Origin of the sequence: Shewanella sp. 8A (assembly GCF_023475945.1) — a bacterium.
Classification (GTDB): Bacteria; Pseudomonadota; Gammaproteobacteria; order Enterobacterales; family Shewanellaceae; genus Shewanella; species Shewanella xiamenensis.
Window position 1 is genome coordinate 46,179 of the sequence record NZ_JAMDJP010000027.1, and the last position, 13,898, is coordinate 60,076.

The 13,898-nt window shown below is 37.4% G+C and carries 14 protein-coding genes; all 14 read left to right on the forward strand.

Annotated features, from left to right (window positions below):
* Nucleotides 1–7: 7 nt before the first annotated feature.
* The 14 genes from neuC (at nucleotide 8) to M0413_RS17700 (ending at nucleotide 13,661) form a co-directional block, all read left to right on the forward strand.
* Nucleotides 8–1,186, forward strand: a complete 1,179-nt coding sequence (neuC, locus tag M0413_RS17635; protein WP_249555068.1) for a UDP-N-acetylglucosamine 2-epimerase — start codon at nucleotides 8–10, stop codon at nucleotides 1,184–1,186.
* 6 nt (nucleotides 1,187–1,192) lie between these two features.
* Nucleotides 1,193–2,266 (forward strand): N-acetylneuraminate synthase, encoded by a 1,074-nt coding sequence (neuB, locus tag M0413_RS17640; protein ID WP_249555070.1) that lies wholly within the window; start codon nucleotides 1,193–1,195, stop codon nucleotides 2,264–2,266.
* Nucleotides 2,259–2,891, forward strand: a complete 633-nt coding sequence (locus M0413_RS17645) for an acetyltransferase (RefSeq protein ID WP_249555072.1) — start codon at nucleotides 2,259–2,261, stop codon at nucleotides 2,889–2,891. The genes neuB and M0413_RS17645 overlap by 8 nt, the downstream gene beginning before the upstream one ends.
* Nucleotides 2,892–2,901: 10 nt before the next feature.
* Complete coding sequence (locus M0413_RS17650) at nucleotides 2,902–3,954, forward strand: nucleotidyltransferase family protein (protein ID WP_249555074.1); 1,053 nt, start codon at nucleotides 2,902–2,904, stop codon at nucleotides 3,952–3,954.
* Nucleotide 3,955: 1 nt separating this feature from the next.
* A complete protein-coding gene (locus M0413_RS17655; RefSeq protein WP_249555076.1) occupies nucleotides 3,956–4,933 on the forward strand; it encodes a Gfo/Idh/MocA family protein in 978 nt (325 codons plus the stop codon).
* The gene (locus M0413_RS17660) at nucleotides 4,930–5,628 is read left to right on the forward strand and encodes an acylneuraminate cytidylyltransferase family protein (protein WP_144344695.1); all 699 of its coding nucleotides are present in this window, start codon (nucleotides 4,930–4,932) and stop codon (nucleotides 5,626–5,628) included. The genes M0413_RS17655 and M0413_RS17660 overlap by 4 nt, the downstream gene beginning before the upstream one ends.
* Complete coding sequence (locus M0413_RS17665) at nucleotides 5,618–6,382, forward strand: oxidoreductase (RefSeq protein ID WP_249555078.1); 765 nt, start codon at nucleotides 5,618–5,620, stop codon at nucleotides 6,380–6,382. The genes M0413_RS17660 and M0413_RS17665 overlap by 11 nt, the downstream gene beginning before the upstream one ends.
* A 13-nt stretch (nucleotides 6,383–6,395) precedes the next feature.
* Nucleotides 6,396–7,049, forward strand: coding sequence for an imidazole glycerol phosphate synthase subunit HisH (gene hisH, locus M0413_RS17670; protein ID WP_103252171.1), 654 nt, complete (start codon nucleotides 6,396–6,398; stop codon nucleotides 7,047–7,049).
* Nucleotides 7,042–7,851 carry a HisA/HisF-related TIM barrel protein gene (locus M0413_RS17675; protein WP_249555080.1) on the forward strand — a complete coding sequence of 270 codons (810 nt, stop codon included), beginning with the start codon at nucleotides 7,042–7,044 and terminating at the stop codon, nucleotides 7,849–7,851. The genes hisH and M0413_RS17675 overlap by 8 nt, the downstream gene beginning before the upstream one ends.
* A gap of 12 nt (nucleotides 7,852–7,863) precedes the next feature.
* A complete protein-coding gene (locus M0413_RS17680) occupies nucleotides 7,864–9,138 on the forward strand; it encodes an N-acetyl sugar amidotransferase (RefSeq protein ID WP_249555082.1) in 1,275 nt (424 codons plus the stop codon).
* 3 nt (nucleotides 9,139–9,141) lie between these two features.
* Nucleotides 9,142–10,248, forward strand: a complete 1,107-nt coding sequence (locus tag M0413_RS17685) for an N-acetyl sugar amidotransferase (protein ID WP_249559130.1) — start codon at nucleotides 9,142–9,144, stop codon at nucleotides 10,246–10,248.
* Between the two features lie 28 nt (nucleotides 10,249–10,276).
* Nucleotides 10,277–10,849: an acyltransferase gene (locus tag M0413_RS17690; RefSeq protein ID WP_249555086.1), complete on the forward strand. Its 573-nt coding sequence runs from the start codon at nucleotides 10,277–10,279 to the stop codon at nucleotides 10,847–10,849.
* 520 nt (nucleotides 10,850–11,369) lie between these two features.
* Complete coding sequence (locus tag M0413_RS23050) at nucleotides 11,370–12,059, forward strand: sialate O-acetylesterase (RefSeq protein ID WP_249555088.1); 690 nt, start codon at nucleotides 11,370–11,372, stop codon at nucleotides 12,057–12,059.
* A 333-nt stretch (nucleotides 12,060–12,392) separates the two neighbouring features.
* Nucleotides 12,393–13,661: a lipopolysaccharide biosynthesis protein gene (locus tag M0413_RS17700; RefSeq protein ID WP_249555090.1), complete on the forward strand. Its 1,269-nt coding sequence runs from the start codon at nucleotides 12,393–12,395 to the stop codon at nucleotides 13,659–13,661.
* The last annotated feature ends 237 nt before the right edge of the window (nucleotides 13,662–13,898 follow it).

Genomic DNA, 13,898 nt, shown 5'->3' on the forward strand with positions numbered 1-13,898 from the left:
GACGGAAATGAGCGAGAACAAAACAAAAGTTGCCGTTTTTACTGGCACAAGAGCAGAGTATGGTCTGCTCTTTTGGCTTCTCAAAGACATACAATCAGATCAAACTCTTCAGCTTCAATTGCTAGTTTCTGGCATGCACTTGTCTCCTGAGTTCGGTGAAACCTTCAAGCAAATTGAGTTAGATGGTTTTTTTATAGATGAGAAAATCGAAATCTTACTCTCATCGAATTCTGCAGTGGGCACGGCAAAAAGCATGGGACTCGGTGTGTTGGGTTTTGCTGATGCGCTAGCAAGGCTTGCTCCGGATGTATTGGTTATTCTCGGAGACCGATTTGAAGCACTGGCGGCGGCGCAAACAGCAATGATTTTGCGTGTACCTGTGATTCATTTGCATGGTGGTGAAATTACTGAAGGGGCTTACGATGACGCCATTCGTCATGCGATCACTAAGCTTAGCTATTTGCATGGCACGTCCACCGAAGTGTACCGACAGCGCGTGATCCAGTTAGGTGAAGCACCTGAACGTGTAAAAAATATCGGTGCTATTGGCCTTGATCACCTTAAGCGTGCTCAATTTATGGATAAGCTTACACTATCAGATTCTCTCGGTTTCTCGTTGACTAAGCCCTATTTCTTAGTGACTTACCATCCAGTAACCTTAGGTGAAGAAGCGCCAGAAATCAGTTTTCAGGCTTTGCTTGACGCGCTTGATGTTTATTCAGAGTATCAAGTTATTCTTACTTACCCGAATGCAGATGACGGTGGAAGACGTATTATCCCAATATTAGAAGCGTATGCTGCCGCGAATCGAAAACGTGTGTTCGCTATCCCTTCCTTAGGACAAGTGCGCTATCTCAGTGCTGTTAAACATGCAAGTGCAGTCATAGGAAACTCATCCAGTGGCATTATTGAAGTACCATCCTTTGATGTGCCAACGGTGAACATTGGTGTGCGACAGCAAGGTCGTTTGGCTGCGAAAAGTGTCCTGCATTGTCCTGCAAATAAAGAGGCAATTGAACAAGCAATTAAAATAGCTATTACAAGGGGCTATAAAGCAGACAACGAAATTATTAACAATCCTTATGGCCAAGGCGATAGCAGCGCACAAGTGATTGCAATGATTAAATCACTTAATTTTGAACCTTGTAAGTCATTTTACAACTTACCTTTTGAACCGATTGAGTGAGACAGTATGACATTGATAATTGCGGAAGCGGGCGTAAACCATAACGGTGATGAGGCGCTGGCGTTTCAACTTGTGGATGCTGCGTACCATGCGGGTGCCGACATTGTAAAGTTTCAGACTTTTAAAGCAAAAAATTTAGTTACCGAACAAGCTCAGCAAGCTGACTACCAAGTGGCCAATACACAAAAGCAAGAGTCACAACTTGCCATGCTCAGTCGTCTTGAGCTTAGCTATGAGGCTCATCATCAACTTGTAGCATATTGTGAAAGGCTAGGTATCGAGTTTTTGTCAACAGCTTTTGACAGCGAAAGCCTTGATTTTTTGGTTAATGACTTGAAACTAACTAGATTAAAAATTCCCTCTGGTGAAATAACTAATGCCCCATTGGTGTTGCAACATGCAAGAACAGGATGTGACTTGATTGTATCCACAGGTATGTCCACTTTGGCAGATATAGAAGCCGTTTTGGGAGTTATTGCTTTCGGTTATACAGCGCCGCTTGATGTTGAGCCCTCTGTTGATGCATTTCAGGCCGCATACTTTTCAGAGTCAGGCAAAAAGGCTCTTAAAGATAAAGTCACCGTTTTGCATTGCACTACGGAGTATCCCGCTCCACTTGCTGATATTAATCTTCGTGCAATGGATACGCTTGAATCGGCCTTTGGGTTACCAGTTGGTTATTCTGATCATAGTGAGGGTATCGTCGTTCCAATTGCAGCTGTAGCTCGTGGTGCTGAATTAATTGAAAAACATTTCACACTTGATAAAGAAATGGAAGGTCCTGACCATAAAGCTTCACTTAATCCATTAGAGCTTAAAGACATGGTGCAAGCTATACGTGCCGTTGAGCTGACATTAGGTGATGGTATAAAAGGGCCTCGTCCATCGGAAATTAAAAATAAAGCAGCAGCACGTAAAAGTATCGTTGCTGCACGATATATTGCAAATGGTCACATTATTACTGCAGATGATTTAGATGTTAAACGGCCTGGAACAGGCGATAGTCCATATAGGTTTTGGGATGTGCAAGGCAAAATTGCAACCAGAGATTATAAACCTGGAGATTTAGTTTTTGAGTAAACCTGTTCTAGTTATTGGCTCTGGTGGCCATGCAGCTGTTGTTGTAGATATTTTGCGCCAACTTGGCTGCAACCTTCTTGGAATTGTTTCTAAAGATAAACCATTGATGAAGCCTATTTTTTTAGGTTTGGATTGGTATTCGTCTGATGACGATATATTAGCTTTCGATAAAAATAAAATATTACTAGTTAATGGTATCGGTTCACTACCAGGTCATGAAGTACGTTTTAAGTTACATCAGAAGTTTAAGAAACTAGGGTATAGCTTTATGACTATAGTGTCACCTAAAGCTATTGTTTCGGATTTCGCCGTATTAGATGAAGGTGTACATGTTATGCCAGGGTGTATAGTCAATGTGAATTCATCTATAGGAGAAGGCTCAATCTTGAACTCTGGGGCAATTATTGAACATGATTGTATTATTGGTCGGCATAATCATATCGCTCCTGGTGCAGTGTTAAGTGGTGCGGTTGTCACAGGTGATTATGTTCATATAGCAACCGGTGCAAGAGTTATTCAAGGTATGCATATTGGTGAGCGTACGCTTGTTGGGGCTGGAGCGACAGTCACTAAAAATTTAGAGAGCAACAAAACACTTTATGTTGCAAAACCATTTTTGCGGTAGGGATATATTAATGAGCTATGACTGGAAGAATATTTTAATTAAGCCAGACCAGCCTATACGTGATGCTTTACAATTAATAGATAGTGAATCATTGCGGATAGCTCTTGTTGTTGATGATCAATTCAGCTTGCTGGGAGTTGTTACTGATGGTGATGTCAGGCGTGGACTTCTAAAAAATTTAAGTATTAACAGTCCAGTTTATATGGTCATGAATACTAAACCATTAACTGCAAAACTGGGGACTGCACGTAAAGAATTAGTTAAATTTATGGAAAAAGAGCAGCTTCTCGCTATTCCTTTAATGGATGGAGATAAAGTTGCTGGCTTAGAAACATTGCAAAGAGTGGGGCAATACTCAAAATATCAAAACCCAGTTTTTATAATGGCAGGGGGCTTTGGGACGCGGTTAAGACCTTTAACGGATAATTGCCCTAAGCCTATGTTGAAAGTGGGTGATAAGCCTATTTTGGAAATAGTAATTAATAGTTTTATTAAAGCTGGCTTTGTAAATTTTTATATTTCTACTCATTATCTTCCTGAAATGATCCGTGACTATTTTGGTGACGGTTCGAAGTGGAATGTAAAAATTAATTATGTGCACGAAGAAGAACCATTAGGTACGGGCGGTGCACTCGGCTTATTACCCTGTGATACCCCTGCGCTGCCTCTGATTTTAATTAATGGTGATGTTTTAACCAATGTCGATTTTGAGCGTGTACTTGAATTTCATAATAAGCATGATGCTGCAGCAACAATGTGCGTGAGAGATTATGAGTACCAAGTTCCATTTGGTGTGATACAAGGTGAAGGTAATAAAATTACTAGCATGGTAGAAAAACCAGTACAACGATTTTTTGTTAATGCTGGCATCTATATTGTGAGTCCTAAAATTCGAAGTTTTGTACGACAAAATATTCGTATCGATATGCCTACTTTATTAGAACAATCTATATCACAACAGCAAAATGTTTTAATGTTTCCAATACATGAATATTGGCTTGATATTGGTAGGATTGAAGATTACAACAGAGCACAAACAGACATTATGAATTTGGAGTTCTGAGATGAGTTGTTACGCTGTTATTGGGATGGGTAGTATCGCCAAGCGCCATCTTGCTAATCTAAAATTCCTACATCCAGAAGATAAAATTTATTCAGTTTCTGCGAGCGGACTTAACAACGAACTACCTGCACATGCAGATGCTGTTATTAGTTTGGAGCAGCTGCTGGCGGAAAAACCTGTATATGTCATTATTGCGTCGCCAGCACCTTATCATGTTACTACAGCTAAGATATTGCTAGAAAAAGGTATACCTGTTCTTGTTGAAAAGCCTTTATCGGATAGCTTAAATGCATGTGAAGAATTACTTTCCTGCATCCGAGGACTAGATACAAATATGGTTTCGGTTGGCTATTGTTTGCGATTTTTACCTTCAGCCCAAATCGTAAAAAAACATCTGGATTCAGGTTCATTAGGCAATGTTTACAATATTGAATCTAATGTTGGACAGTTTTTGCCTGGATGGCGTAAAGATAAAAATTACAAAGATTCAGTGTCTGCTAGAAAAGAACTGGGTGGTGGAGCCTTGCTAGAACTCAGTCATGAACTGGATTACCTATTTTGGTTTTTTGACGATTTGGAATTACAGCATAGTTGGCTGCGTACAACAGATGAGCTTGATTTAGATGTTGAAGAAATAGCTGATCTGGTTCTTACAACCACATCTGGTACCTACATTTCAGTTCATCTTGATTTTATTCAAAAATCTACACAACGTAATTGTGAATTTATTGGTGAAAAAGGTCGATTGGTGTGGGATCTCATCGCAAACTCAGTCACATTATTTCATGCAACAGGAACTGAAACTTTGTATTCAGAGCCGGAATACAATAAAAACGGTATGTATATAGATATGTTGCAAAATTTTGAAAACGTTAAAAATTCTAGCGTATCACATTTAGCAACAGTTGAGACTGCTTCAAAGGTGGTCAAACTGATTGAGGATGCAAAACAATATAATAAATGGAGAAGGATAGCGTGAGAACTATTGCATTCATCTTTGCCAGAGGGGGGTCAAAAGGGCTACCTCAAAAAAACATCAAACCTCTGGATGGTAAACCGCTTATCCAATATTCAATCGAAACAGCATTAGCGACAGTTGGTATTGAGCAAGTGTTTGTTTCCACTGACGATGCCGCGATAGCTACTGTTGCGCGCGCTGCTGGTGCTGAAATTATTGAGCGTCCAGCAGAGCTTGCTACAGACACAAGTCCAGAATGGTTATCTTGGCGTCATGCGATTGACTACGTCCGTGCTAGTTATGGTGATTTTGATGTGTTTGTCAGTTTACCAGCCACTAGCCCGCTTCGTGATGAAACCGATGTTAGTGCTGCCATAAAACAACTTTTAGATACTGGAGCCGATATCTGTATTTCTGTTACACCAGCAAATCGTAGTCCATATTTCAATATGGTGAAACAGAACGAAGATGGCTATGTGGAGTTAGTCAACAGGCCTGCTACAGGTGTGTATAGAAGGCAAGATGCTCCTGAAGTTTTTGATATCACAACAGTAGTTTACGCCGCGAAACCTGAATTTGTTCTTGAAAAAAATGCGTTGTTTGATGGAAAAGTGACTAGTGTACTCATTCCGAAAGACAGGGCTGTAGACATTGATGATATTTATGATTTCATGCTGGCAGAAGCAATAGTGAAGAGAAAATTAAATGATGCTTGAAGGAAAAAAAATAGTAGTTGCCGGTGCTGCAGGCTTATTGGGTGCTCAACTTGTCCATAAGTTGATACAGCAGGGCGCAGAGGTCATTGCAATCGATCGAGATCTAATCAGTTTAAACGATAAGCTATCCAAGTCTGGAGTGGATATCAATAGCCCAGCTTTGCAAAAATTTATATTGGATCTGTCTGAAGAGTCTGCTGTAATTAATTTTTTTGACTCGGCAGAGGGGGTTACAGGAGCTGTTAATTGTTCTTATCCAAGAAACAAGAATTACGGTAAACATTTTTTTGAAGTCGCTCCGGCTGATTTTAACGAAAATATTTCTCTGAATCTTGGGTCTTCATTTTTATTCATGCAGCAATGTGCCAGATATTTTGAGAAATATCAGACAGAGTTTTCTTTAGTCAATATATCTTCTGTTTATGGCGTTATTCCGCCGAAATTTGGTATTTACGACAATACTAAAATGACTATGCCAGTCGAATATGCAGCTATTAAATCTGGTCTTATTCATCTGTCGCGTTATGTAGCAAAATATGTCGCTAACAGTAAATTCCGGGTTAATCTAGTAAGTCCTGGCGGAATCTTTGATCATCAGCCTGAAGATTTTCTTAAAGCCTACAAAAAGGAGACTTTAGGGAAAGGCATGCTGGACGTGTCCGATGTATTAGGGTCAATTGTTTTTCTACTGTCGTCAATGTCTGATTTTGTCAATGGACAAAACATAGTTGTTGATGATGGCTTCTCGATGTAATGGTAGGGTACATATGGCTGAGAAATTGAACGTAGCGATCATCGACTACGAGATGGGAAATGTGAAGTCGATCGAAAATGCGATTACTCATATCGGAGATTTTAATGTCGTGATTACTGCCGATAGCAGTGTGATTTTGTCATCCGACATCATTATTTTACCTGGTGTAGGTGCCTTTCCTGACGCGATGAAAAAACTCTCTGAAAAGGGATTGATCTCTGTGCTTGAGAAAGCTGTGAAAGAGTTGAAGAAACCTACTATAGGTATCTGTCTCGGTATGCAGTTGTTATTCGATGTTTCTGAAGAAAAGGAAATTACGAAGGGGCTAGGTTGGATTCCCGGTAAAGTAACTTATATGCATCCAGAGGGAAATTTAAGGGTTCCTCATATTGGTTGGAACTCTTTAATTTTGCAGCCTGCGGATATTATTTTTGATTATCTAAATACTGATAAAGATTTTTATTTTGTACACAGCCTTCACGTAGTGTGTGATGACCAGTACACCATGGCAAAGTTTGATTACGGCGGCTTGATGACAGCTGCAGTGAGAAAAGATAACGTTGTAGGAATGCAGTTCCATCCTGAGAAAAGTCAGAAAAATGGTTTACTAGCATTAAGTAGTTTCTTCAAATGGGCAAGTTCAATGGTTGGTCAACACAATGCTTAAGACGAGATTGATTCCTTGTATTATCACAAAAAATGATTTGGTGGTTCAAAGTTTTAACTTCAACAAATATTTGCCTATAGGCAATGTGAAGACAGCTATTGAATTTTTTGTCAATTGGGATGTTGATGAAATTGTTATTATCGATATAGACGCAACCAAAGAATCCAGAGCTCCAAATGTTGAGTTAGTTGCTTGGGCTGCTAAAGAGTGTTTTGTTCCTCTGACAGTTGGTGGTGGTATCAAAACATTAGAACATATCCAAAGTCTGCTGAAAGCTGGAGCAGACAAAGTATGTCTTAATTCTGTTGTGCGCAATAACCTTGCATTTATTACCGAGGCTTCAAATATTTTTGGTGATCAGTGTATTACTGTATCTGTTGATGTAGTGAAAACTGACTCTGGTTATGCGGTATATGATTATCTAAGCAAAGGTGTGTGTGGTATTGAGCTGAAACATCATCTGCAAGAGATTGAAGCTGCAGGGGCGGGGGAAATACTATTAAACTCAGTTGAACGTGATGGTTCTCGTCTCGGATATGATGTTGAATTACTTAAAAAAGTTAGTTCTTCAGTGAATATTCCTGTTATTGCTTTAGGTGGAGTTGGACGATTCGAGCATTTAGCTGACGCTGTGTTAAAAGGTGGCTGCCAGGCTGTCGCAGCAGCAAACATTTTCCAGCACATGGAACACAGTACTATTGCTGCTAAGGCTCAAATGCGTAGTTCTGGATTGGAAGTTCGTTTGAGCTCAGAAGTTAAATATGAAGATTTCTCATTAGATATACTGGGTCGGCCATTTTAAGGTATTTGAAAAATGAATTTTTGTAACAGATGTTTGTATCCAGAAAACCATGCATTGAATTTGATTCTGGACGAACAAGGCGTGTGTAGTGGTTGCCGTGTTCATGAAGAAAAATATCAAATTGACTGGACAGCCAAAGAAAAAGAACTGGACGCTTTATTGTCTCAGTATAAAGGCCGTGTCGGAACATCTTATGATTGCGTGATCCCAGTTGTCGGGACTGGCGACGATTTTTTTGTTGTTGATCTAATAAAAAACAAGTATGGGCTAAATCCATTGCTTGTGACTTATAACACTCACTTCAGTACCAAAGTTGGTGTGCGTAATCTGGCGCGTTTGATCACTGAGCTGGACTGTGATCATATGATGTCTACAGTGGGTCCAGACACCATCAAAGAGATCACTAAAATCACTTTGCAGAAGTTTGGTGATATGTATTGGCATGTACTGGCTGGAAGTCAAACTTTTCCGGTGCAGGTTGCTACTAAGCTTGATATCCCATTAATTATCTGGGGTGTAAATGGTTGGTTGGATCAGGTGGGTATGTTTAGCCACCATGACCGCGTTGAGATGACAAAAAAAGTTAGAAAAGAACATGCGATGCGATGCGTGGACGCAGAATCTTTAATTGGCGTTTCCGATAAAGTAACACACAAAGACCTGCAGGCATTCACTTACCCTTCCGATGCTCAATTGGAGAAATCTAGAGTTCGTGGTTTGTATATTGGTAACTATGTGTTTTGGGATTCTCAGAAACAAATAGAAAATGTTATCAGTAAGTTTGGTTACGAGACCCATACTCAGGAGCGCACATACAACACCTACGAATCTATACATTGCTTCAATAATGCCACTGTGCACGACTATGTTAAATACCTGAAGTTTGGTTATGCGAAGGTTTCTGATCATGTCGCTCGTGATATACGTTTGAAGAGAATTAGCAAGTCTGAAGGCTTAGTACTAATTAAAAAATACATTGAAGTTAAACCTAAAGCGCTAGAAGTTTTCCTAGATTGGGTTGGTTTGTCAGAAGAAGAATTTATGTCATTTGTTGACCAATTCCGTGATCCATCCGCTTGGGAAAAGAAAGAAGATGGTAGCTGGGTTTGTAAAGGTAGTGTATTAGCGAATGAGATCAACCTACAGACCGGACAGGAACTTGAAGTAGTTGATCCAAGAGAATATAAGCTAACAGAGTTGCTTGAAGATCAATCATCATTCAATGAATACATTTTGTTAGGACGGACTTATATGGATAAGCGCAACTATAAGGCTGTCGAGGGATAAGATATGAAGTTTTGTTCAAATTGTGTTATGCCAGATACAAAACCCGGAGTTTGGTTGGATGAGCGTGGTTTTTGTAACGCATGCCGCACCAAAGAAGTTAAAGCGACTATCGACTGGGATGCACGTTTTAAAGATCTTGAACTGATTGTTGAAGATATCAAAAAAGCTAATCATCCATTTTATGACTGTATTGTTGCTGTTAGTGGTGGCAAAGACAGTTGGTATCAGGCCGCTGTGTTAGCAGAACATTTTGGGTTGAAAGTACTTTGTGTAACACTCGCAGCTCACTTACCAACAACTGAGGGTATAGATAATTTAAATAATATGATCAAAGATCTGAACGTTGACCATATGAAAATTACTATCAAACCAAGTACCTTCAGAAAAATCCGTCAAAAATGCTTTTTACGCCAAGGGGAACCTAACTGGGCTGAACACTGTGCAATGTTTTCAAGCGTTGTAAATACAGCTTTAATCTATGAAGTACCGCTTGTTGTTTGGGGGGAAGATATTGCCTTTGAATTCGGAGGGTTACAGCGCAGTGAAAGTAAACCTTCAGCTTTAGCTATTAACAAAAGTGATTTGGTTAAAGAAAAAACAGTTTTCGATTGGCTAGATGATGACGTTTCCGAACGTGACGTGTTTTTCTATAAATACCCAGACTACAAGAAACTTGAAGAAGCCGGAGTTCAAAGTATCTATCTGGGCCACTTTGTAAAATGGTACGGTCGCCAGAACTACGAATTTGTATTACCGAGAGGTTTTACAGGTCGCAGAGCAGGGCCATTACCTGGTAACTATTTGGACTACGACAATATTGATGAGAAGCTATGTGAAATCAATATTTGGTTTAAGTATCTGAAATTTGGTTTCTGGCGTGCTACGGACCAAACTTGTTACGACATTTGGAATGACAGACTAACTCGAGCCGAAGCTGTAAAAATAGTCAATGAATTACAGGACGAGAAACCATTTAATGATCTCGAGGACTTTTTGAATTTCCATATGATCACTCGTGAGCAGTTTGATGAAACGGTTGAGAAATTCAGAAACAAAGAGCTATGGCAGTATGAAAACGGTGAGTGGTCAATTAAACATCGTGTCTCCTAAATAAGTAATGTTTTGGTAAGTATCCGGTATGTTAAAAAGAATTTATAATAAAGTAGGTTTTTGGATCAGGGAAGACCGCATTGGTCCAGATATGCCATTGACTCATTGGTTATTATTTTCGAATCGTTTAGGAAAATGGTTATGCAAGAGAAAATTTGCCTCTTTTGGAAGCAATTCATTCGTTAGACCCGGTGTATATGCTGTCGCATGTCAGCATATTCATATAGGTGAAAACGTAACGTTGCGTCCTGGTTCTATGTTGCATGCCGATCCTCGTGAAGGAGGTGCATGCATTAGAATAGAAAATAAGGTTTTGATCGGTTCTTCAGTTCACATCTATGTGGATACGCATGCTTATGATAATGTAAATATACCTATTTATGATCAAGGTTTTTATGAGTCAAAAGAGGTTATTTTACGTGAGGGCTGTTGGATTGGTGCAAATGTTGTAATTCTTCCAGGTGTTACGATTGGGAAGAATGCAGTTATTGGGGCTGGTAGCATTGTAACTAAATCTGTGCCCGATTACTCTATTTCTGTAGGGAATCCTGCGAAAGTTATAAAAATGATTTCAGAAATAAAGGGAAATCATACTATATAAAATAATTTTTAATAATTATCTCTATTGGTAAGTGTTTTCGTGTTGTTTAACTGGCGTGTTGATAGTGCAGTTGTTGATGTATCTTGTTGACTATTTTTTAAAATGGAAATGTAATGTATAGATTGAAAAAAAGAGGGCATAGATATTTATTTTTGAGAAATAAAATGTGTATTTATCTATAGTAGTATCTTATTTGATAAATGTTTAAATGTGCCAATAATCGGTTTGTTACTCTTAATTTATTCAAACACACTTATAGTGAATTTTTAAACTTTATTTAATTCATTACTTCGACGTTGTAAAAGGCTAAATAAAATAAATATTCACAATATTCAACTATGATTGATACGGTTCAGGATAATTACGCAAGGGTATAAAATATGCAAGTATCAGACAACATACGACACAATATAGTAAGAAGTCGATAGTAATTATTCTCGTGCTAATATTCATATGCTCTTTAATAAGCTTTGCTATAGGACTTAGGTCAGGCGTATATAAAGACCAATTATTTCAGACTGTGCTTGAAATAAAATATTTTTTAGTAAAACTAAAATCTGAAGTATTAGAGCAATTCAATCTCAATGAGTTTGCACAACTTACTTGGTATCATGGCAAAATTGAGGTAAGTAATCCAAATTTAACTGACAAAACTCTTGTTGCTTTTGTCTTTTGGCAGAGTAATTACGCAAACCATGGAGGTGAAAGATACATTTCAAAAGATGAGCATGTCCTTAACTATTTTGATAGGAAGTTCTATATTGCTACAGCTCCTTTACTAGGAGCTACTGGACTCTCAGGCAATGTATGGACAAATTTAGGTAATAAAATTGTTCAGGAAAAGCTTTTTGACAATGTTATTTTGATCCCCGCAGAAGTTGGAGGTATATCCGTAAAAGAGTGGCAAGATGGTGGACGACTTAATAGAATGCTCAAAGAACGACTTAAAGATGCTAAAGAAAGTAAGTTAAATGCTACTTATTTTCTTTGGCATCAAGGCGAAAATGACAATTCGTTATCTGGTAAGCAATATCTTGATGGAATTAATAATGTCATAGATTTAACCAAGGTATACTTCCCGGAATCTAAATTTTTGATTCCGCAAGCTTCTCGATGTGGATTAATGCCTTCATCCCACGAAATATTAAATGCTCAATTTCAAGCAACTCAAAGAGAAGGGGGCTTATCGGACCAAATACTGACGATATAGGATTAAAAGATCTTTATGATGAGTGTCATTTCTCAGGTAGAGGTCTAGAAGTACATGCTAGGCTACATATAGATATATGAATGAAGTATAGAAGAATCTAGTTATGGAAGCGTCTTAAATTATTTCAATTTCGTATGGATTGAACAGGTGTTTGAAAATTCTACAGAATGAAACGACACTAAAATATTACATTGAAAAAAGAATTGTGTGACTATATATCTTTTATAGTTTTTTGAAATCTCCTATTTATAAAAATATTTATAACGTTTTTGATAAGTAATTTGTTTATCACTTTACAAACGAAAATTTTTAATTTTAACAGAGTGTTTTATAATGAAGCTGGCTACACACTCGATAGTTTATTTGTTGTCTAACATTATTAATGCAGCTATTCCTTTTATATTATTACCTATTTTAACCAGATTTTTATCGCCTGTAGAATATGGTCAAATTGCCATGTTTCAAACTTTAATAGCAGGATTAGCAGCGTTTATAGGGTTAAATACAATAGGTGCTGTTGGTAGGAAGTATTATGATCATGGGAATACAGCAAGTGATTTGAGCCAATATAATGGAACTTGCATACAGATACTTATCCTTTCAACATTATTATTTTCTTTTATTTGTCTAATATTCTCTGAAAAGTTGGTGTTTTTTTTAGCTATTCCTGAAAGTTGGATTTTTAGTGCCTTGATTTTTAGTGCACTAAATTTTTTAGTAAATTTACGTTTAAGTATTTGGCAAATACATGGTAAAGCACTTAAATTTGGAGCTTTGCAAATAAGTAATAGCCTTTTAAATTTAGTGCTATCACTACTATTTGTTGTTTCATTAAAATTTGGTGCACAAGGCAGAATTGATGCCCAAATAATAGCGACGATTTTATCGGCAATTTTAGCATGTTGGTTATTGAATAAAGATAAATTAGTGACATTTTGGCAATTGCGGATTGATTACTTCAAGCAAGCTTTACAATTTGGAATTCCTCTTATCCCTCATGTTTTAGGTTTTTTCCTACTTTCAGCGGTAGACCGTTTTATCATCAATCAAAAGATGGGGTTAGGGCAGGCTGGCATCTATATGGTTGCAATGCAAATAAGTATGTCTTTAAGTATCGTTTTTGATGCTATTAACAAAGCGTATGTCCCTTGGTTATTTAATATTTTAAAGAGTGACGAATTAGATAAGAAAATACAGGTTGTTAAATATACGTATTTTTATCTCTTGATCTTGTTATTTCTTGCTCCATTACCTTTTTTTATAGGTCCTTGGGTTTTAGTATTAATTGTTGGTGAGGAATATAGATCATCAGGGCACTATATTGGTTTGTTATGTTTAGGGCAAATTTTTGGTGGAATGTATTTGATGGTAACTAACTATGTTTTTTATGCAAAAAGAACAGGTCTTTTATCACTAGTTACGATCACATCTGGAATTGTTAATGTTATACTTTTAATTTTACTAGTTAATGTTTATGGATTATTGGGTGCATCATTAGCATTTGTGATAGCTAAATTTTTACAGTTTATCGCTACTTGGATATTAGCTGCTCGAGTATGTAAAATGCCTTGGTTATTTATATTTAAAAATAAATGCATTTAACTAGATTATGAATTTTAACCGTGTGATAAATAAATTTGATATGAACTTTTTATTTTATGTCCTTAATAATGAATTCCATAAAGTTTGAATTTACCTGTTAAATCAATAAATAATAAGCTGTAAATATTTTAATGAAAAAGGCTGAATGTTATAAAATGAATAAAAAGTATGTTTTGTTTACAGATACAGTATACACATTGCTACTATATGCTGTGTTTTATTTTGATCAAATTGATG